The organism is Pseudomonas sp. SIMBA_041 (genome assembly GCF_046535095.1).
GTDB classification, from domain to species: domain Bacteria; phylum Pseudomonadota; class Gammaproteobacteria; order Pseudomonadales; family Pseudomonadaceae; genus Aquipseudomonas; species Aquipseudomonas mucoides.
This window is the reverse complement of sequence record NZ_JAWRXJ010000002.1, coordinates 1-19,314: the sequence shown is the minus strand read 5'-3', so window position 1 is coordinate 19,314 and position 19,314 is coordinate 1. Positions and strand designations below refer to the sequence as shown.

The 19,314-nt window shown below is 59.6% G+C and carries 17 protein-coding genes and 1 tRNA gene; 10 read left to right on the top strand and 8 right to left on the bottom strand.

Translation table 11 applies throughout. The annotated features are described in order from the left end of the window. Window positions 1-25: 25 nt before the first annotated feature. The 3 genes from SB725_RS03745 to SB725_RS03735 are packed head-to-tail and all read left to right on the top strand — an operon-like array spanning window position 26 to window position 1,957. A complete protein-coding gene (locus SB725_RS03745; RefSeq protein WP_310260959.1) occupies window positions 26-1,234 on the top strand; it encodes an MFS transporter in 1,209 nt (402 codons plus the stop codon). Then, entirely contained in the window at window positions 1,231-1,353 is a 123-nt protein-coding gene (locus tag SB725_RS03740) for a hypothetical protein (RefSeq protein WP_007977581.1), read from the top strand. Before SB725_RS03745 ends, SB725_RS03740 begins: the two co-directional genes overlap by 4 nt. Window positions 1,354-1,408: 55 nt before the next feature. Continuing rightward, window positions 1,409-1,957, top strand: coding sequence for a glutathione peroxidase (locus SB725_RS03735; RefSeq protein ID WP_027922451.1), 549 nt, complete (start codon window positions 1,409-1,411; stop codon window positions 1,955-1,957). Window positions 1,958-2,047: 90 nt separating this feature from the next. Here SB725_RS03735 and SB725_RS03730 read toward each other — a convergent pair whose 3' ends face one another. The 3 genes from SB725_RS03730 to SB725_RS03720 all read right to left on the bottom strand — a co-directional run bounded on the left by SB725_RS03730 (window position 2,048) and on the right by SB725_RS03720 (window position 4,448). Next, window positions 2,048-3,319 (bottom strand): OmpP1/FadL family transporter, encoded by a 1,272-nt coding sequence (locus SB725_RS03730; RefSeq protein ID WP_027922452.1) that lies wholly within the window; start codon window positions 3,317-3,319, stop codon window positions 2,048-2,050. Between the two features lie 146 nt (window positions 3,320-3,465). After that, window positions 3,466-3,948, bottom strand: a complete 483-nt coding sequence (locus tag SB725_RS03725; RefSeq protein ID WP_027922453.1) for a hypothetical protein — start codon at window positions 3,946-3,948, stop codon at window positions 3,466-3,468. A 275-nt stretch (window positions 3,949-4,223) separates the two neighbouring features. Beyond that, complete coding sequence (locus SB725_RS03720; protein ID WP_019407963.1) at window positions 4,224-4,448, bottom strand: hypothetical protein; 225 nt, start codon at window positions 4,446-4,448, stop codon at window positions 4,224-4,226. 951 nt (window positions 4,449-5,399) lie between these two features. On the opposite strand from SB725_RS03720, the gene SB725_RS03715 reads away from it, so the two are divergent. After that, window positions 5,400-5,723, top strand: coding sequence for a sel1 repeat family protein (locus SB725_RS03715; protein WP_081743915.1), 324 nt, complete (start codon window positions 5,400-5,402; stop codon window positions 5,721-5,723). Between the two features lie 175 nt (window positions 5,724-5,898). Next, window positions 5,899-7,263 carry a DNA recombination protein RmuC gene (gene rmuC, locus SB725_RS03710; protein WP_170219178.1) on the top strand — a complete coding sequence of 455 codons (1,365 nt, stop codon included), beginning with the start codon at window positions 5,899-5,901 and terminating at the stop codon, window positions 7,261-7,263. Window positions 7,264-7,377: 114 nt separating this feature from the next. On the opposite strand, the gene SB725_RS03705 is transcribed toward rmuC, so the two are convergent. Continuing rightward, a complete protein-coding gene (locus SB725_RS03705) occupies window positions 7,378-10,848 on the bottom strand; it encodes a PAS domain-containing hybrid sensor histidine kinase/response regulator (protein ID WP_027922456.1) in 3,471 nt (1,156 codons plus the stop codon). A gap of 145 nt (window positions 10,849-10,993) precedes the next feature. Then, window positions 10,994-11,530 (bottom strand): TetR/AcrR family transcriptional regulator, encoded by a 537-nt coding sequence (locus tag SB725_RS03700; protein ID WP_027922457.1) that lies wholly within the window; start codon window positions 11,528-11,530, stop codon window positions 10,994-10,996. 153 nt (window positions 11,531-11,683) lie between these two features. On the opposite strand from SB725_RS03700, the gene SB725_RS03695 reads away from it, so the two are divergent. The 4 genes from SB725_RS03695 (at window position 11,684) to SB725_RS03680 (ending at window position 16,461) form a co-directional block, all read left to right on the top strand. Next, window positions 11,684-12,877: an MFS transporter gene (locus tag SB725_RS03695; RefSeq protein WP_059181352.1), complete on the top strand. Its 1,194-nt coding sequence runs from the start codon at window positions 11,684-11,686 to the stop codon at window positions 12,875-12,877. A gap of 42 nt (window positions 12,878-12,919) precedes the next feature. Next, window positions 12,920-13,231 (top strand): cupin, encoded by a 312-nt coding sequence (locus SB725_RS03690; protein ID WP_027922459.1) that lies wholly within the window; start codon window positions 12,920-12,922, stop codon window positions 13,229-13,231. A gap of 105 nt (window positions 13,232-13,336) precedes the next feature. Next, window positions 13,337-14,488, top strand: coding sequence for a TDT family transporter (locus SB725_RS03685; protein WP_059181351.1), 1,152 nt, complete (start codon window positions 13,337-13,339; stop codon window positions 14,486-14,488). A 98-nt stretch (window positions 14,489-14,586) separates the two neighbouring features. Next, window positions 14,587-16,461 carry an MFS transporter gene (locus SB725_RS03680; RefSeq protein WP_027922461.1) on the top strand — a complete coding sequence of 625 codons (1,875 nt, stop codon included), beginning with the start codon at window positions 14,587-14,589 and terminating at the stop codon, window positions 16,459-16,461. Between the two features lie 107 nt (window positions 16,462-16,568). On the opposite strand, the gene sugE is transcribed toward SB725_RS03680, so the two are convergent. From sugE to rdgC, 3 genes are all read right to left on the bottom strand, one after another. Beyond that, entirely contained in the window at window positions 16,569-16,883 is a 315-nt protein-coding gene (gene sugE, locus SB725_RS03675; protein ID WP_027922462.1) for a quaternary ammonium compound efflux SMR transporter SugE, read from the bottom strand. Between the two features lie 119 nt (window positions 16,884-17,002). Further along, complete coding sequence (locus tag SB725_RS03670) at window positions 17,003-17,968, bottom strand: bile acid:sodium symporter family protein (protein ID WP_027922463.1); 966 nt, start codon at window positions 17,966-17,968, stop codon at window positions 17,003-17,005. A gap of 189 nt (window positions 17,969-18,157) precedes the next feature. Further along, window positions 18,158-19,078, bottom strand: coding sequence for a recombination-associated protein RdgC (rdgC, locus tag SB725_RS03665; protein ID WP_007945202.1), 921 nt, complete (start codon window positions 19,076-19,078; stop codon window positions 18,158-18,160). Window positions 19,079-19,239: 161 nt separating this feature from the next. On the opposite strand from rdgC, the gene SB725_RS03660 reads away from it, so the two are divergent. Further along, window positions 19,240-19,312: transfer RNA gene (locus SB725_RS03660), tRNA-Val, on the top strand. Window positions 19,313-19,314: the final 2 nt, after the last annotated feature.

Here is a 19,314-nt window from a genome sequence, read left to right as displayed (position 1 = left end):
TATACCCGCTACCGGAGAATAAGAAATGACATCGATGTGGCGTACGTGCGGTTGGGTGTTGGTGGGGAGTGCGCTGATCCTCGCGTTGTCGTTGGGCGTGCGCCACGGCTTCGGACTGTTTCTGGCGCCGATGAGTGCCGAGTTCGGCTGGGGGCGTGAGACCTTTGCGTTTGCCATCGCCTTGCAGAATCTGATCTGGGGCCTGGCGCAGCCCTTCACTGGCGCACTGGCCGATCGCTTCGGCGCGGCGAAAGTGGTGCTGGTCGGTGGTGTGCTGTATGCGCTGGGCCTGGTGTTCATGGGACTGTCAGATTCCGCCGTGACGTTGTCGTTGAGCGCCGGCCTGTTGATCGGCATCGGTCTGTCCGGCACTTCGTTCTCGGTGATCCTCGGAGTGGTCGGCCGTGCGGTGCCACCGGAGAAGCGCAGCATGGGCATGGGCATCGCCAGTGCGGCCGGCTCGTTCGGCCAGTTCGCGATGCTGCCGGGCACGTTGGGCTTGATCGGTTGGCTCGGCTGGTCCGCCGCGTTGCTGGTGCTGGGCCTGTTGGTGGCGTTGATCGTGCCGCTGGTGAGCATGCTCAAGGACAAACCGCTGCCGACGCTCGGTCACGAACAAACCCTCTCCGAAGCGCTGCGCGAAGCCTGCTCCCATTCGGGGTTCTGGCTGTTGGCGTTCGGCTTTTTCGTCTGCGGTTTCCAAGTGGTATTCATCGGCGTGCATTTGCCGGCGTATCTGGTGGATCAACACCTTCCGGCCACGGTCGGCACCACGGTGCTGGCGCTGATCGGGTTGTTCAACATCTTCGGCACGTACACCGCCGGATGGCTTGGCGGACGCATGTCCAAACCGCGTTTGCTCACCGGTTTGTACCTGTTGCGGGCGGTGGTGATCGCGCTGTTCCTGTGGGCCCCGGTCACGACGACCACGGCCTACCTGTTCGGTATGGCCATGGGGTTCTTATGGCTGTCGACCGTACCGCTGACCAACGGCACCGTGGCGACCCTGTTCGGTGTGCGCAACCTGTCCATGCTCGGCGGGATTGTGTTCCTGTTTCATCAGCTCGGTTCGTTTCTTGGCGGCTGGCTGGGCGGGGTGGTGTATGACCGGACCGGGAGCTATGACTTGATCTGGCAAGTGGCAATTCTCTTGAGCCTGTTGGCTGCTGCCCTGAACTGGCCGGTGCGTGAGCGGCCGGTGGCGCGCCTGCAAACACAGATGAGTGCGATATGAACAGTCTTTGGCCGCGAATCGCTGTAGCCGCTGTCTGCGCCTTGCTGCTGGCATTGTCATGGTGGGGCTGGCATCAGGGCGGTCTGGCGCTGATGCAATTGGGCATGGGTGCTTGCTAGGGAGCGGCGGGGGCGAGTAACTTCGTTTTTGACGACTTCTCAAGGATGCACCGACATGCTGATGCGCTGGATTGCAGTCCCCGCGTTGCTGATGGCAATGACCGGACTGGCTCAGGCTGAGTGCCCTGAACTGTTACAAGGCTCATTGCAAAAACTGCGGGCCAAGGAATCGATCGACCTGTGCCAACGGTTCGAAGGTAAACCGCTGGTAGTGGTCAATACCGCGAGCCACTGCGGTTTCGCCCCGCAGTTCAAAAGCCTTGAGGCGCTCAATCAGCGTTTCAAGGAAGAGGGGCTGGAGGTGATTGGCGTTCCGTCGAACGATTTCAAGCAAGAATCCAAGGACACCGCCGAGACGGCCAAGGTCTGTTACGTGAATTACGGCGTGACCTTCACCATGACCGAACCGCAAGCAGTGCGAGGTGAGGACGCGACGCACCTGTTCAAGGTCCTGGCCGCGCAGAGCAGCGCACCGAAGTGGAATTTCTACAAATACGTGGTCGATCGCAAAGGCCAGGTGATCGCCAGTTTCTCCAGCCTGACCAAACCCGATGATCCCGAGTTCATTGCCTCGGTGCAGAAAGCCCTGGCTTCCCAACCCTGATTCGCGCCCACCAAAAAGCCCCGCCTCTGTATAAGAGAGCGGGGCTTTTTTTGATTCAGCAGGCGAGCGGTTCAGCCTCGCCTTGAATCATCAGAAGCGGTAGGTCGCGCCGACACCGAAACCGTTCGCCCAGTTTTCATACTTGGCGTTGTAGGTTTGGCCACGGTCGTTGACGTTGTTGACCTTGACCGACTCTTCGTGCAGGTACGAATACGCCACGTCGATGGTCAGGTCGTCTGTCGGGCTCCAGCCAGCGCCCAGGCTGAAAATCTTGCGATCGCCAGTCGGGATGCGTGGGGAACGGTCGGCGTTGTTGGTCGGCGCCTGGTCAAAGGACAAACCGGTACGCAGTACCCATTCCTTGTTCAACTGGTAAGACGCGCCGATGGCGTGAGCCCAGGTGTCGTGCCAGTTCTGTTCTTCGGTGATGGTACCGAACTGACCGTTCAGTACGGCCGGAACACCTTTGCTTTCGACGGTGATGTCTTTCAGGCGGCTCCAGCGAGTCCAGGTACTGCCTGCGTAAAGAGTCCACTTGTCGTCGAGCTGGTGAGTGACCGAGAAGTCCACCGATTCAGGCGTGGTCAGGTCTAGCGACGCGTCGTATTTCTGGCTTGGGTTCTGGCCGATCAGGCCCAGCACGTTGTAGTTGACCTTGGTGTCGCCGTCGAGCTTGTACTTCACTTTCGAGTGGTAGGTCAGGCCGACGCGGGTGCTGTCGGTGGCTTGAACCAGTACGCCGATGTTGTAGCCCAGCGCGGTGTCGTCACCCTTGATCTTGACCTTGCCGTCTGGCGCGGCCTGGGTGATCGACAGGTTCGATTCCAGGGTGCCGTCGATGCGGTTGATGGTCGGGCCGAAACCGATGGACACCTTGTCGTTGAAGGCGTAGCTGACAGTCGGTTGCAGGGTGACGATCTTAACTTCGCTCTTGCTGCCGAAGTAACGACCGGCAAAGCCGTTTTCGTAGTCGGTTACCAGACCGAACGGTGCGTACACACCGATACCGAATGCCCAGTGGTCATCGATTGGCTTGACGTAGTAGCCCATCGGCACGCCCATGAAAGGGACCATGTCACCTTTGTTGGTGCCGCCATTCGGGCTGGAGCTGGCGTTGCTGATGTCAGTGTGTGCGTCGATGAATGCAACACCGCCGGTCACTTGTTCGCGCTTGATGCGGGACATACCGGCAGGGTTACCAACAATAGTGGATGCGTCGTCGGCAGAAGAAGATCGCCCGGCAAAACCTGTTCCCATCCCGCTGATGCTTTGTTCGTTAAGGGCAAAGCCACTTGCAAAGAGCTGGGTGGATGCCAGGGTAACGGCGAGGCTAAGGGTGGTTTTGAGCATTACTTTTTTCATTATTAGAACTCCTGGTGATCACCGGGGCGAAAATTACCAACATTTTCGTCCCAGCGCTATAGGCTGTATGGCTTGAGTTAGAGCGGTTTTGTAGGACAATCCGACCAGGTTCGCGGTCGGATGCACGAACTTGTGAAACCGATGGGTCAGCAGGCGACCTGATTCAGCGGTGAAACACAGGTTTGCCAGGCGCAAGTGAAGTCGCGCAGGCGTCCTTGAGGCTGAAAGGTCTGGCGCCAGATTCGGGCCATGCCCAACACATCATCGGCGGCGGGGAGGGGCGTGTTTTGTTCTTCGACCAGCAGCCAGGCAATGGCGGTGGCGTAACGCAGGTTAACGGTCAATTCCAGATGCGGCCCACTGAGAAACGCATGTTGGCTGGCCAGGCCGCGGACGAGACTTGCCCGTTCCGGGTCCAGCGCCAGATAGTGATCCCAGAGTGCCTGGTGGCGGGGTTCGGCGATTCGGTACAGGCCGTGTCCACGGCGGTCATGCAGGGCGGAACCAAGGGCTGACTGACTGGCGGCGATGCCCAGCAGCAAGGATTCGGCAGTTGCGCTATGGCGTCCCAGGTAGATCAAGGTCGGACGAATCACATAACGGCACAGTTCGCTGGCAGCGATACCCATAAAGCCCTCGAAACACGAAGTGGGCGGCGATACCTGAAGGGGGCCTTGGCAGCGGTGGATCGAATCAGGCTCGCCGGAAGCGGATCAAGCCGCTTGAGTTGAAGTGTAGTGTCATATTCGCGCTGTAAAGGACTGTTTTTAAAATATTTCCAGCTTCGAGTTATAACCGTTATATCGCTTTGTGCTTAACGAGTTGCAGCGAAAAGGGAAATATCAGGCAATAAAAAGCCCCGCTTTTTGAGCAGGGCTTTTGGTTTTTCAGTCTTACTGGCGTCTCAGGCAATCAATGCCTGGCGGGTACGCTCGATCACGGCCTGCAGCGGCTCTGCGCTGGAGTATTGATCGGGGTACAGGCGTTCGCTGTGACGAGCGATGCCGTGTTCGTTGACCAGAGTGAAACTGAAGCAGCCTTTGCGAGCCGCCATGATCAGGCAGTTCATTGGAGCAAAAGCGTTGGTTAGGGTGCGAATGGCATCCTGAGTGTGGATTTGAGTAGACATAGTGTTGGTGTTCCTACAAGCGACACGGATAAGAGCCGTGCAAAATTTAAACGTTCCAGTGACGACGACCACCATTGGTCGAACGAAGAACCCGACTGGAACAAAGCAGCCAGTTTGAAGCGCTGATAATTGGCGCGCTTGGGCTGGCAGGTAGGTACTTAGGAGGGCAGGCAACACATCAAGGGCAAAGGTTCTGGGCCCGGGGTGAAGATCCTGATCAATTTGCAGGCTGGTTCGGCCAGAGTAAGTGAGCTTCGCAACACCCTTCGCTTTGTTCGAAGGCTGTGTTGGCGCAAGGTTTACCTGGAAACCATCGAGGTGGTCGATCCTGTTTTGTCGGTGGAGGCTTCTCTTGAGGGAAGGCTGACCGCGAGGATTTGTTCGACCAGAATTGACTTTCAGCTTGGTACTAACGCCGCGGATAGTAACGGATTGAATTTTAGAATGGAAGTGTGTTAGCAAAAAAGATCGATGAGCCTGGCCAGCGCACCCCGCAATCGCTCACATTCCGACCGGTGGTGGCTGTCATTCATCGGCTCGCGAACTGCCTGGATCAAGGGTTTTGCCGATTTATCCCCAGAGGTCATGCAAAAACGCGCCGAAAAAGTGCATCCATATAACCGCCGCCAAGGTACTTGTGCACATAAGTTGCGCAGACTGTAACCCCACTGTCATCCAGGCCCCACCCGCAGTGGGTGCCTGTATTGAAAATTTAAGTCAATGAAAAACATCGCTTTTTTTTACTGGTGAAAAAATCGTCAGTTTGACTGCGAGCCCCATTCCACAGGGCTTTGCGCGAGTTCAAGGGCGGTTGTCCACTGAGTTATCCACAGCTTCTGTGGATTGTCCCGAGCGCTTGCTCTAGCACGGGCGTGCCGGGTTTTTTTAGGCTTTACCTGTAAGAAAAAAAGAGTACAGTTGCGCGCCTTCCGATCTGTCCCACAGTGCTTTATGAAGTTTCGCTCAGTATCAATCTCCGCTACCTCCACACCTTCACGTGTTACCCCACCCAAGCGTTTTTCGATGCGTGTCGCCGAATGGCTGCTGGACAGTCCGCGTCTTGGGGATAACCCCAACATCAAGCATTTCGCCGGGCGCTTGCTCAAGCAGCCTGCCCGTGAAGGCGTGGTGGCTGCGCAAAGCCGCCTCGGGCAATTGATGTGCCGTGAATGCGGCAATGCCCGTGATCGGCGCATTGGTCAGGACCTGCTGCGTCAGGCCGCGCGAGCAGGGGATACGCGGGCCCAGCAGGAACTGGGTCTGATCGAAGACTGAGCTGTCCAAGTCAGGTGGCCTTGGTTAACCTTCAAGCTTTATCTCATCGGCAGGAATCTTTATGGCTATGGACTTGACCAGCCTATTACTCGGTCTGGCAGGCGCGGGCCTGCCATTGCTGGTACTGGCCTGGCAAATTCAACGCCGTGCGAGCGGCTCGCAAGCCGAGGCGGCTCTGCTGGAAGAGCGCCTGGCCATGGCCCAACTGGCGCAGGACGGCCTGAATGCCCAACTCGACGCCTGTCGCGATGAAATCGGTGACCTGAGCCAGGCCAACGCCGCCAAGCAAGCGGACCTCGCTGCCACGCGCCGTGAAGTCGAACTGCTGCAAATCGAGCGCGACGACGCTCGCGATGCCTCTCACGCCTGGAACATCGAGCGCGCCGGTAAAGAGGCAGAGCTACGTCGCCTGGACACGCTGGCGGCGTCACTTAACGCCGAGCTACGCGAGCAACAGGAAAGCCATCAGCAACGCCTCAGTGACCTGCAGGGTTCGCGAGACGAGTTGCGAGCGCAGTTCGCCGAACTGGCGGGCAAGATTTTCGACGAGCGTGAGCAGCGCTTCGCCGAAACCAGTCAACAGCGGTTGGGCCAGTTGCTCGATCCGTTGAAAGAGCGCATTCAGTCCTTCGAAAAACGCGTCGAGGAAAGTTATCAGGCCGAAGCGCGCGAGCGTTTCTCGCTGGCCAAGGAACTGGAACGCCTGCAACAGCTGAACCTGCGCCTTAGCGACGAAGCCACCAACCTCACTCGCGCCTTGAAAGGGCAGAAAACCCAGGGCAATTGGGGCGAACTGATTCTCGAGCGAGTGCTTGAACACGCGGGGCTGGAGAAGGGCCGCGAGTACCAGACCCAGGTCACTCTCAAAGGCCCGGATGGCGAGCGCTTCCAGCCGGATGTGATTATTTACCTGCCGGGCGACAAGCAAGTGGTGGTCGACTCCAAGGTCAGCCTGACGGCCTATCAGCAATACGTGGCGGCCGAAGACGACGCCATCGGCCAGATCGCCATCAAGCAACACGTGCTGTCGCTGCGCAATCACGTCAAAGGCCTGTCCGGCAAGGATTACAAACGGCTCGACGGCTTGCACAGCCTGGATTTCGTCTTGCTCTTCGTGCCAATCGAAGCAGCGTTTTCCGCGGCTTTGCAGGCGGAGCCAACGTTGTTCCAGGAAGCCTTCGACCGCAACATCGTGATCGTCAGCCCCACCACGTTGCTGGCGACTTTGCGTGTGATCGACAGCCTGTGGAAGCAAGAGCGCCAGAGCCAGAACGCCCGGGAAATCGCCGAGCGTGCCGGGTGGCTGTACGACAAGTTTGTGTTGTTCATTCAGGATCTGGACGAAGTCGGCAATCGCTTGCAGCAACTGGACAAAGCCTACAGCTCTGCGCGCAACAAGCTGACAGAAGGCCGGGGGAATCTGGTCAGTCGCAGCGAGCAGCTGAAGTTGCTCGGCGCGCGGGCCAGCAAGAGCTTGCCGGCAGATTTGCTGGAGCGGGCGATGACCGATGTGGATGGCTTGGCCGAGTTACCGGAATAACCGGAAAAGCATCGCGAGCAGGCTCACTCCTACAGGAACAGCGCTAAACCCTGTGGGAGCGAGCTTGCTCGCGATGGCGGCAGAAGCCTCCCTGCAAAGCTAAAACCCGCCGCGCTACAACGGCAAATGCCGACTTAACAACGCCCTCAACGCCGCCGGCTTCACCGGCTTGGCCAGATAATCCAGCCCCGCCGCATGCACCTGCGCCACCGTCTCCGGCCGGCCATCGGCGCTGATCACCACCCCCGGCACGGGTTCCCCCAGTTGAGTGCGCAGCCACGCCATCAGCTCGGTCCCGGTTTCGCCATGGTCCAGGTGGTAATCCACCAGCGCCAGTTGCGGACGAACGCCGTCGTTGAGCAGCGCTGCACATTCCTCTCGGTTACGCGCGGTCCAGACCTGACAACCCCAGCGCGTCAGCAGGCTGTTCATGCCGATCAGAATGCTGTCTTCATTGTCGATGCACAGCACCTGTGCGCCGCTCAATACGTGGCCGTTGAGTTCAGCGGTCTTGGGCGCCACCACGGTTTGTGCCCGAGCCAGTGGCACGCTGACGCTGAACACACTGCCGCGCCCCGGCCAGGAGCGAACTTGCAGCGTGTGTCCCAAGACGCGGCACAGCCCATCGGCAATCGCCAGGCCCAATCCCAGGCCTTTCTCCGCGCGGGTCTGATGACTGTCGAGGCGTTTGAATTCTTCGAAGATCACCTGCAGTTTGTCCTGCGCAATGCCCGGCCCGCGGTCCCAGACCTCCAGGCACAATTCATCCTTGCGCCGCCGGACGCCGAGCAGCACCGGCCCCTTGGCATAGCGGAACGCATTGGTCAGGAAATTTTGCAGGATCCGTCGCAGCAGTTTGATGTCGCTGTCGACCCGCAACGTGCTGCTCCGAACCCGGAAGCTCAGCCCTTGTTCCTGAGCCTGCGCCTTGAATTCGGCGCCAAGGGTGTCGAACAATTCGTTGAGTGCGAAGGGCTTCGGGTCGGGGTTGATCTTGCCATTTTCCAGGCGAGAAATATCCAGCAGGTCGCTGATCAAGTCCTCGGCCGAACGCAACGAACTGTCCAGGTGATGGACCAGTTTTTGCGCCTCGCCCGACAGACCATCGTCCTGATGAGACAACGCGGCGGAGAACAGGCGCGCAGCGTTCAGCGGTTGCATCAAGTCATGGCTGACGGCCGCCAGAAAGCGAGTTTTCGACTGGTTGGCAGATTCGGCAGTGCTCTTGGCTTCTGTCAATGCAACGTTGAGTTGCGACAACTCGTGGGTGCGCTCTGCCACCCGCTGCTCCAGGCCTTCGTTGGCTTCGGTCAGCGCTTGTTCGGCTTCGCGGAATGCGGTGATGTCGGTGAAGCTCATGACGAAACCACCACCGGGCATCGGATTGCCGATCAGCTCGATCACCCGTCCGTTGGGGAACAGTCGTTCCGAGGTGTGGGCGCGGCCCTGACGCATCCAGTGCAGGCGGCGGGCGACGTGCACTTCGGCTTCACCGGGGCCGCACAGGCCGCGTTCGGCATTGTGGCGAATGATATCGGCAATCGGGCGTCCGACGCTGATCAGGCCGTCCGGGTAGTTGAACAGCTCCAGATAACGCCGGTTCCAGGCCACCAGTTTCAGTGACTGGTCGACCACGCTGATGCCCTGGGTGATGTTTTCGATCGCGCCTTGCAGCAGGGCGCGGTTGAACTGCAACACTTCCGACGCTTCGTCGGCGATGCGCACGACGTCTTCCAGCTGCATTTCCCGGCCTTCGATGGCGGCTTTCACCACCGCCCGCGTCGAGGAAGCACCGAGTACACCCGCCAGCAGGCGTTCGGTGTGGGCGATCCATTCACCGTCGGCGTTCTGATTCGGGTTGAAACCTTTGCCTTGGCGGTAGGCGAAACGGATGAAGCTCTGACGCGCCCGTTCTTCGCCGACGAAACGCGCGGCCAGTTGCAGCAAATCATCGATCTGCACGGCGAGCATCGAACGGGCGCTGGGGCGTGCGCTGATTTCCTGGCCGATGAAACGACCCGCCTGCCAGTGCTCGGAAACCCGCGTCCGGGACAACACCGAGACCCAGGCAAACAACGTGAAATTTCCGGCCAGCGACAGCACCACGCCTTGGGTCAGTGGGGTGATCGGCAGGTTCATCGGGTTGCTGTGCAGCCAGGCCAGGCCCGGGAAGCTCTCCAGCGGCCAGCCGAGGCTACGCGCCGCAATCGGCAGGATCAGCGTGTAGAACCACAGGAATGTTCCGGCGGCGAGCCCGGCGAATACGCCGCGACGGTTGGCCTGCTTCCAGTACAGCGCGCCGAGCATGGCTGGGGCCAGTTGCGTCACGGCGGCGAAGGCGATCTGGCCGATGGTTGCCAGGCTGGCGGTCGAGCCCAGCAGGCGATAGCTGACGTAGGCCAGGAGCAAAATCACCACGATGCTCACCCGGCGTACCGAGAGCATCCACTGGCGAAACACTTCGAACGGTCGCTCGGCGTTGTTTCGGCGTAGCAACCACGGCAACAGCATGTCGTTGGACACCATGGTAGACAGCGCCACGCTGGCGACAATCACCATGCCGGTCGCCGCTGAGGCGCCGCCGATAAACGCCAGCAAGGCGAGGGCAGGGTGCGCCTGGGCCAGCGGCAGGCTGATGACGAACGAGTCCGGCAACACCGAACTGGGCAGCATCATCTGACCGGCGAGGGCGATCGGGACGACAAACAGCGCGGCCAATGCCAGGTAGGCCGGAAACACCCATTTGGCCAGACGCAAATCCTGAGGATCAATGTTCTCCACCACCGTCACGTGGAACTGCCGGGGCAGGCAGATGATCGCCATCATCGCGACGCCCGTCTGCACCACCATCGACGGCCAGTTGATGGTTTCCTTCCAGTATTCTTCGAGGCGCGGGGCGAGCATGGCCTGGTTGAACAGGTCGTCGAAACCGTCGTACAGCCCAAAGGTCACGAACGCACCGACGGCGAGAAACGCGAACAGCTTGACCAGTGACTCAAACGCGATGGCCAGCACCATGCCACGGTGGTGTTCTGTGGCATCAAGGTTGCGGGTACCGAAGACAATGGTGAACAGCGCCAGCACCAGCGACACAATCAAGGCGGTGTCCTGGGCGCGAACCCCCATCGCGTCGGCGCCCGCGCCAATCAGCAGGTTTACCCCGAGCACAATGCCCTTGAGCTGCAAGGCGATGTAGGGCAACACGCCGACCAGACAGATCAACGCCACCACAATCGCCAGTGACTGGGATTTACCGTAGCGGGCGGCAATGAAGTCGGCGATGGAGGTGATGTTTTCCTGTTTGCTGATCATCACCATTTTTTGCAGGACCCACGGCGCGCCCACCAGCAGCAGAATCGGTCCGAGGTAGATCGGCAGGAACGACCAGAGCTGTTCCGCCGCCTGGCCCACGGCGCCAAAGAATGTCCAGCTCGTGCAATAGACCGCCAGCGACAGGCTGTACACCCACGCGCGCACGCGCGGTGGCAACGGCGTGCTGCGACGGTCACCGTAGAAGGCAATGGCGAACATGATGGCCATATAGGCCAGGGCGACGGCGGCGATCAGCCCGCTGGACAGCGACATGGGAACTCCCGACGAAAGACACCCGGGACTCCCGCCCGGTCAGACAGTCTCGCACGACCGCCCCGGTTAGTCAGTGTCGACCAAGGTCGTGGCGTGGCGGGGTGTCGCAGGCGGCGTATCAGGCGGATGTTGGTTGTCTGGGCCCTTACTGATTCAACGCAATCCCGATCAACCGATGCAACTCCTCAACCTCCAACGGCGCCTCGGAAAACAGGATGCGAAACACGATAGGCGCCGCCACCATGTTAATCAGCCGATCGACACTCGGTTTTGGCTCATTCGGATAACGATCCAGAATCATCTGCAACTGCCCGCCAATGATCGTGGCGCAATAGCTCGGCTTGAGGCTCGCTTGCACGTCGCGCAGCATGTTGCGGCCGGGTTCGGAACTCATCTCGTCCAGATACTGTTCCGCCCAGGCCTGCACATCACCGCGCAGGCTGCCGGTATCGGCCGATGCGGTTTCCGGCTGCATGCGGGCGAGGGCGACGTCCGCCAACAATGCCGACAAATCACCCCAGCGCCGATAGATCGTCGACGGTGTAACTCCTGCACGCGCAGCGATTTGCGGCACGGTCACGCTGGCGCGCTCCTGCTCTTCGAGCAATTCGCGCACGGCCTTGTGAATCGATTCCTGCACCCGGGCACTGCGGCCGCCGGGACGTAAGGTGGGGCCTGTCATTACCTGTTTCCTGTTCTCGCCGAGACTTGCCGTCAGGCAAACGCCCTGGCTCTAAAAGCCATGCATCGGACCTTAACACAAAGAATTTGCTTTAAGCGCCAGCCAGTAGCACACTCCGCAAAAGCGAAAAATTAGCTTTTGCGGAGTATGCCGATGTCCAGTTCTCGTTCAAATCGTGCAAGCCTGTGGTTTCTGGCGATCACTTTACTCAGTTTTCTCGCGGCTTCCACGGCGCCGACGCCGTTGTATCGCTTGTACCAAGAGCAGATGCACTTCTCGGCCGCGACCCTGACCCTGATTTTCGGTGTCTACGCCTTCAGCCTGCTGGCGGCGCTGCTGACGGTTGGTTCGCTGTCGGATCACCTTGGGCGCAAGCCGGTGATTTTCACCGCCGTGGTGTTGAATGCCCTGGCGATGTTGCTGTTTATCAATGCTGACAGCGTCGCCTGGCTGATCAGTGCTCGAGTGCTGCAAGGGTTTGCCACCGGCATGGCGACCGCCGTGCTGAGCGCCACACTGCTGGACACCGACCGCCAACAGGGGCCGTTGATCAACAGCGTTGCGCCGCTGCTTGGCATGGCCCTGGGCGGATTGGGCTGTGGTTTGCTGGCCGAATTCGCACCCGCGCCGTTGCACCTGACGTATTGGCTGCTGTTCGTCCTGTTTGCGTTGCAGGCGCTCTATATCTGGCGTTTGCCGGAAAGTGTGTCGCGTCAACCGGGGGCTTGGGCTTCGCTGCGGCCGACCTTGCATGTGCCGGTTCAAGCGCGCTCGACCTTATGGCGGGTACTGCCGCTGAATACGGCAACGTGGGCGCTCGGCGGTTTTTATGCGTCCCTGGCTCCCTCGTTGGTGCGCACGGCCACCGGTTCCACCTCGAACCTGATTGCCGGGTCGACCGTCGCGGCGCTGACGGTGACAGGGGCCTTGATGATTTTCACCCTGCGCAATCGTCCCGCTGCTCTGGCGCTGCAGTTGGGAGCAAGCTTGCTGCCAACCGGTATCGTCCTGGTGCTACTGGGCGTGCACAGCGCCAGCCTGCCGTTGTTTTTCCTCGGCACGCTCGTCGCTGGTTGTGGTTTCGGCGCCGGTTTTCTGGGGGCCGTGCGCAGTCTGGTGCCATTGGCTCTACCCCATGAGCGCGCGGGGCTGATGTCGGCGTTTTATGTACTCAGTTACCTGGCGTTCTGTCTGCCATCGCTGTTGGCCGGGAACCTGACGCGAAGCTTCGGCCTGGTCGCGACGACCGACGGCTACAGTGCCGTGCTGATCGTGCTCTCCGTTGGCGCTTTGCTGGCGTTGATCCGTCAGCGCTCGTTGAAAGTCTGTGGCACAGATGTGCGTTGATCGCTAGCCTTGGCCTCTTCATTCATTTCGACGGACCGCCCCATGAAGATCATCCGCAGCAAATCTTTCACCGCTGATCGCGCCTGGGGCGCACTCGACATCGCCAACATGAACGGCATCACCACCCGTTTGCACTGGACCGATCAGCCTTATAAATGGCACGTCAACGATGGCCAGGAAGTGTTCGTGGTGCTGGATGGGCAGGTGCAGATGCGTTATCGCGAAGAGGGCATCGAGAAGCAGGCGCTGTTGGATGTTGGCGACATCTTTTATGCCTCTGTCGGCACCGAGCATGTGGCGCATCCGCAGGGTGCGGCGCGAATTCTGGTGATCGAATCGCAAGGCAGTGTCTGAATCTATATCTGCAAAACAGATAAGTTATAGAGATATTACCCGTTATATAGATATTCGATTCAGTTCTACCATGGGCTCCACCTCACCTGAGGAGAGGAGTTCGCCATGACATGCCCTAACAGCGTCACAACCGGTATCAAACCGTTCAGCCATTTGCAGCACCCGCGTGAGGTCATCCGTCAATTCACGCCCAACTGGTTCGCCGCGACCATGGGCACCGGGGTGCTCGCGCTGGCGCTGGCGCAATTGCCCCTCGCCATTCCCGGTTTGCGCGCGCTCGCCGAAGGGGTGTGGCTGTTCAATATTTTCCTGTTCGCCGTCTTCACCGCCGTGTACACCGCGCGTTGGGTGCTGTTCTTCGACGAAGCGCGGCGAATCTTCGGCCATTCCACGGTCTCAATGTTCTTCGGCACCATTCCCATGGGCCTGGCGACCATCATCAACGGCTTTCTGGTGTTCGGTCTGCCGCGCTGGGGTGACGGCGTGATTCCTATCGCCGAAATGCTCTGGTGGCTGGATGTGGCGATGTCGCTGGCGTGCGGCGTGCTGATTCCCTTCATGATGTTCACCCGTCAGGAACACAGTATCGACCAGATGACCGCCGTCTGGCTGTTGCCGGTGGTGGCCGCGGAAGTCGCGGCGGCCAGCGGTGGCCTGCTGGCGCCGCACCTGGCGGATGCGCATTCGCAACTGGTGGTGCTGGTGACGAGTTACGTGCTCTGGGCGTTTTCCCTGCCGGTGGCCTTCAGCATTCTGACCATCCTGTTGCTGCGTATGGCGCTGCATAAATTGCCCCATGAAAATATGGCCGCTTCGAGCTGGCTCGCGTTGGGTCCGATTGGCACCGGGGCACTGGGCATGTTGCTGCTGGGGGCGGACGCGCCAGCCATCTTCGCCGCCAACGGTCTGCCGGGCATGGGTGAAATCGCCGCCGGCCTGGGGCTGGTAGCCGGGATCACCCTGTGGGGCTTCGGTTTGTGGTGGATGCTGATTGCGGTGCTGATTACCTTGCGTTACCTGCGCGCCGGCATCCCGTTCAACCTCGGCTGGTGGGGGTTTACCTTCCCGTTGGGCGTCTACTCGCTGGCGACGTTGAAACTGGCCAGCACCTTGAACCTGACGTTTTTCAGTGTGTTTGGCTGCGTGCTGGTGGCGTTGCTGGCGATGATGTGGCTGATCGTTGCCCGGCGCACGTTGCAAGGCGCGTGGCGCGGTGAACTGTTTGTCTCGCCGTGCATTGCAGGATTAAAGAAATAACCTGCAAAGATTAGGTAATGTGTGGCCTGGATCGACGTTCGGCATTCCAATAACCGTATCCACGCCACTCGCTACCTAACATCAGGGACACATGGAAGATGAGTCACCCCTCGCAGTTCACCTTGCTCCGCACCCGGCGCTTCCTGCCGTTTTTCGTGACCCAGTCCCTCGGGGCGTTCAACGACAACATCTTCAAGCAGTCGTTGATCCTCGCCATTCTGTACAAATTGACCATCGACGGTGACCGCTCGATCTACGTCAACCTCTGTGCGCTGCTGTTCATCCTGCCGTTCTTTCTGTTCTCGGCGCTGGCCGGACAGTTCGGCGAGAAGTTCGCCAAGGACCGCCTGATCCGCCTGATCAAGCTCGGCGAAATCGTCATCATGGCGGTCGGCGCGGTGGGTTTCGTCTTTGATCATCTGTCGTTGATGCTGGTGGCGCTGTTCGCCATGGGCACACATTCGGCGCTGTTCGGGCCGGTGAAATACTCGATCCTGCCCCAGGCCCTGCGTGAAGAAGAGCTGGTCGGCGGTAACGGGCTGGTGGAAATGGGCACCTTCCTGGCGATTCTCGCCGGGACCATTGGCGCCGGGATCATGATGTCATCCAGTCACTACGCGCCTATCGTTTCCAGCGCGATCATCGGCGTTGCCGTGCTCGGCTACCTGGCCAGTCGCAGCATTCCACGGGCGGCGGCCGCTTCGCCGGAAATGCACCTGAACTGGAACATTTTCAGCCAGTCCTGGGCCACGTTGAAGTTGGGCCTTGGACAGACGCCCGCGGTATCGCGTTCGATCGTCGGTAACTCGTGGTTCTGGTTTGTCGGGGCGATTTACCTGACCCAGATCCCGGCCTATGCCAAAGAGTGGATGCACGGCGACGAAACCGTGGTGACTCTGATTCTGACGGTGTTCTCGGTGGGGATCGCGCTCGGCTCGATGCTCTGTGAAAAGCTCTCGGGACGCAAAGTCGAGATTGGCCTGGTGCCGTTCGGCTCGTTCGGTCTGACGGTGTTTGGCTTGCTGCTGTGGTGGCATTCGGGCGGTATTCCGGACAGCGCGACCGGCCACGGCTGGGTTGAAGTTCTCGGCTTTGGTCACACCTGGCTGGTGTTGATCGACATCCTTGGCCTGGGGATCTTTGGTGGTTTCTACATCGTGCCGCTGTATGCGCTGATTCAGTCGCGCACCGCCGAGAACGAGCGGGCGCGGGTGATTGCCGCCAACAACATTCTCAATGCGTTGTTCATGGTGGTGTCGGCGATTGTCTCGATCATCTTGTTGAGCCTGGTCAAGCTGTCGATTCCGCAGCTGTTCCTGGTGGTGTCGCTGCTGAACATCGGCGTCAACGCCTACATCTTCAAGATCGTCCCCGAATTCAGCATGCGCTTCATGATCTGGCTGCTCAGCCACTCAATGTACCGCGTGGAGCATCGCAATCTGGAGCTGATTCCCGATGAAGGCGCGGCGCTGCTGGTGTGCAATCACGTGTCCTTTGTCGATGCGCTGCTGATTGGCGGCGCGGTGCGTCGGCCGATTCGCTTTGTGATGTACTACAAAATCTACAACCTGCCGGTGCTGAACTTTATCTTTCGCACGGCCGGGACGATTCCGATCGCGGGGCGTCAGGAAGACATTCAAATCTACGAAAGAGCCTTCAAGCGGATTGCGCAGTATCTGAAGGATGGCGAGTTGGTGTGTATCTTTCCGGAAGGCAAATTGACGGCTGACGGGGAGATCAATGAGTTCAAGGGGGGGCTGACGCGAATACTGGAAGAAACGCCGGTGCCGGTGATTCCACTGGCGTTGCAGGGGTTGTGGGGGAGTTTCTTCAGTCGTGATCCGGGCAAGGGGCTGTTTCGCCGGTTGTGGTCGCGGGTAACGTTGGTGGCGGGGCCAGCAGTGGCGGTTGAAGCGGCGGAGCCGGCCAAGTTGCAAGCGCTGGTTGGCGAGTTGCGCGGCACCGTCAGATAGTGGGTGAATGTGCTGGCCGTATCGCGAGCAGGCTTACTCCTACAGGTGATTTGTGACCAACATAGATCACCTGTAGGAGTAAGCCTGCTCGCGATGGCGGTCTAAAGTCAGGCGCTGACTTTGAGCCCAACCAACCCAGCGATGATTAACGCCACACTGGCCAGCCGAAACAGCGCCATCGACTCACCAAACAGAATGATCCCGGCAATCACCGTGCCGACTGCACCCACCCCCGTCCAGATCGCATACGCCGTGCCCAGCGGCAATTCCTTCATCGCAAGGCCCAGCAAGCCAAGGCTGATGGCCATGGCTGCAACGGTCAATGCGGTGGGCAGGGGACGGCTGAAACCGTCGGTGTACTTCAGGCCAACGGCCCAGCCGACTTCGAACAGGCCGGCGAAAAACAGGATGATCCAGGACATGAAAGACCTCCATCGATTGACGGGGTCGTCCCCAGATTAATGACTCGATCGAGCCGCGAGGTCGTCCTCGCGTTGCGCCATAGAGTGCCCATCATTAATCCGGGGATCAAGTTTGCGGCTTATTCGGTGGCCTGTCGCGCAGCGGTTTCCCGGTCTTGTTTCTCGCTCATTCGACGGAAATACGTCGAGAGCAGCGCCCCGGAAATATTGTGCCACACGCTGAACAACGCACTCGGCACCGCCGCCAGCGGCGAGAAGTGGGCACTGGCCAGCGCGGCGCCCAGCCCGGAATTCTGCATGCCGACTTCCAGCGCCAGCGATTTGCGTTGGGCCAAAGGCAGCTTGAACAGGCGGCCGGTGAAGTAGCCCAGCAGATAACCGAAGCTGTTGTGCAACATCACCACGGCCATGATCAGCAGGCCGGACTCGGCAATCTTCGCCTGGCTGGCGGCGACCACGGCGGTGACGATGATCACGATGCTCACCACCGAAATCAGTGGCAACACTTCTACCGCGTGGCGAACCTTGGTACCGAGCACGCGTTGCGCCACCACGCCGAGGATGATCGGCAACAGCACCACTTGCAGAATCGACCAGAACAGCTCCATGAACGACACCGGCAACCAGGCCGAGGCCAGCAGCCAGATCAGCGCTGGAGTCAGCAGCGGAGCGAGGAGGGTGGTGACGGCGGCGATGGCCACCGACAGGGCCAGATCGCCGCGTGCCAGCCAGGTCATCACGTTCGACGAGGTGCCGCTTGGGCAGCACCCGACCAGAATCACGCCGACGGCAATTTCCGGCGGCAGGTGAAACGCCTGGCAGAGCAACCACGCCACGCCGGGCATGATCACGAAATGGGCAACCACGCCTAACGCAACGCGCCACGGATGGCGGGCGACTTCGGCGAAGTCTTCAAGTTTGAGGGTCAGGCCCATGCCGAACATCACCAACCCGAGCAGTGGCACGATTGCGCCCTTGAGGCCGATGAACCACGCCGGTTGCAGGAAGGCCAGAACCGCGAAAATCAGTACCCAGTAAGCGAAGGTGTTCCCGACAAAACGACTCAATGCTGCCAATGCACGCATGGCTTGATCCTTATTATGAGTAACGATCCCAAGGTGGAATCCAATCAATGTGGGAGCCGGCTTGCCTGCGATGGCGGTGTGTCAGTCAGCTGATCTGTAGACTGACATAGCGCCATCGTCGGAACGCCGCCCGGAGCAAGCCCGGCTCCCACAGTTGATCCGGTTTCTTCAGGGGAAATCGGTTTTGCTTTAGATCCCCTGCGGAGTCTCTTCGCCGCCCAGCGCTTCAACCAGCGCCGGCAGGAAGTCGCCGAAGGTCAGCATCATCAGGGTGAAGCTGGCGTCCAGTTGGCCCAGGGCCTCTTCGCCGCCGTCCTGTTCCGCCTGATCTTGCAGCAGGTCTTCGAACTTCAGACGCTTGACCACCATCTTGTCGTCGAGGACGAAAGACAGTTTGTCTTGCCAGGCCAAGGACAGCTGAGTGACCACTTTGCCGGTGCTCAGGTGCAGCTGGATTTCTTCGCTGGTCAGGTCCTGACGCTTGCATCGCACGATGCCGCCGTCTTCGTGGGTATCACGCAGCTCGCATTCGTCCAGCACAAAGAAGTCGTCTGCGGCTTTCTGGGTGGTGACCCATTCGGTCATGGTGGCGGTTGGCGACATTTTTACGGTCAGTGGACGTACCGGCAGGGTGCCGATCACTTCACGCAGGGTGGACAGCAGGTCTTCGGCACGTTTCGGGCTGGCCGAGTTGACGAGGATCAGGCCTTGTTTCGGCGCAATGGCGGCGAAGGTCGACGAGCGACGAATAAAGGCGCGCGGCAGGAACGCCTGGATGATTTCATCCTTGATCTGGTCGCGTTCCTTCTTATAGACCTTGCGCATTTGCTCGGCTTCGATCTCGTCGACCTTTTCCTTTACGGCGTCACGCACGACGCTGCCCGGCAGGATGCGTTCTTCTTTACGCGCAGAAATCAGCAGGAAGTCGCCGCTGACGTGGACCAGCGGTGCATCTTCGCCCTTGCCGAATGGCGCGACGAAACCGTAGGTGGTCAACTCCTGGCTTGCACATGGACGCGCCAGTTTGGTGGCCAGTGCAGTTTCCAACGCCTCGGCATCAACAGGCAGATCTTGGGTCAGGCGATAGATAAGCAGGTTTTTGAACCACATGGGGTAAGTCTCTCCTTATATACAAAGGGGGGCATTATTCTCTTAGCGGCGCCATAGGCCAACCCTTCGCTAAGCCTTTGGAAGGCCTGAGAAAATTATTTAAAAAAGTGCTTGCCAGAGGTGAGGTCGCTCCGTAGAATGCGCGCCACACCGAACGTGAAGGGTGATTAGCTCAGCTGGGAGAGCGTCTGCCTTACAAGCAGAATGTCGGCGGTTCGATCCCGTCATCACCCACC

Excerpts from the sequence above, each read along its gene's own strand:
- SB725_RS03745 (WP_310260959.1), top strand. The coding sequence starts at position 26 with ATGACATCGATGTGGCGTACGTGCGGTTGGGTGTTGGTGGGGAGTGCG.
- SB725_RS03740 (WP_007977581.1), top strand. The coding sequence starts at position 1,231 with ATGAACAGTCTTTGGCCGCGAATCGCTGTAGCCGCTGTCTGCGCCTTG.
- SB725_RS03735 (WP_027922451.1), top strand. The coding sequence starts at position 1,409 with ATGCTGATGCGCTGGATTGCAGTCCCCGCGTTGCTGATGGCAATGACC.
- SB725_RS03730 (WP_027922452.1), bottom strand. The coding sequence starts at position 3,319 with ATGAAAAAAGTAATGCTCAAAACCACCCTTAGCCTCGCCGTTACCCTG.
- SB725_RS03725 (WP_027922453.1), bottom strand. The coding sequence starts at position 3,948 with ATGGGTATCGCTGCCAGCGAACTGTGCCGTTATGTGATTCGTCCGACC.
- SB725_RS03720 (WP_019407963.1), bottom strand. The coding sequence starts at position 4,448 with ATGTCTACTCAAATCCACACTCAGGATGCCATTCGCACCCTAACCAAC.
- SB725_RS03715 (WP_081743915.1), top strand. The coding sequence starts at position 5,400 with ATGAAGTTTCGCTCAGTATCAATCTCCGCTACCTCCACACCTTCACGT.
- SB725_RS03705 (WP_027922456.1), bottom strand. The coding sequence starts at position 10,848 with ATGTCGCTGTCCAGCGGGCTGATCGCCGCCGTCGCCCTGGCCTATATG.
- SB725_RS03700 (WP_027922457.1), bottom strand. The coding sequence starts at position 11,530 with ATGACAGGCCCCACCTTACGTCCCGGCGGCCGCAGTGCCCGGGTGCAG.
- SB725_RS03695 (WP_059181352.1), top strand. The coding sequence starts at position 11,684 with ATGTCCAGTTCTCGTTCAAATCGTGCAAGCCTGTGGTTTCTGGCGATC.
- SB725_RS03690 (WP_027922459.1), top strand. The coding sequence starts at position 12,920 with ATGAAGATCATCCGCAGCAAATCTTTCACCGCTGATCGCGCCTGGGGC.
- SB725_RS03685 (WP_059181351.1), top strand. The coding sequence starts at position 13,337 with ATGACATGCCCTAACAGCGTCACAACCGGTATCAAACCGTTCAGCCAT.
- SB725_RS03680 (WP_027922461.1), top strand. The coding sequence starts at position 14,587 with ATGAGTCACCCCTCGCAGTTCACCTTGCTCCGCACCCGGCGCTTCCTG.
- sugE (WP_027922462.1), bottom strand. The coding sequence starts at position 16,883 with ATGTCCTGGATCATCCTGTTTTTCGCCGGCCTGTTCGAAGTCGGCTGG.
- SB725_RS03670 (WP_027922463.1), bottom strand. The coding sequence starts at position 17,968 with ATGCGTGCATTGGCAGCATTGAGTCGTTTTGTCGGGAACACCTTCGCT.
- rdgC (WP_007945202.1), bottom strand. The coding sequence starts at position 19,078 with ATGTGGTTCAAAAACCTGCTTATCTATCGCCTGACCCAAGATCTGCCT.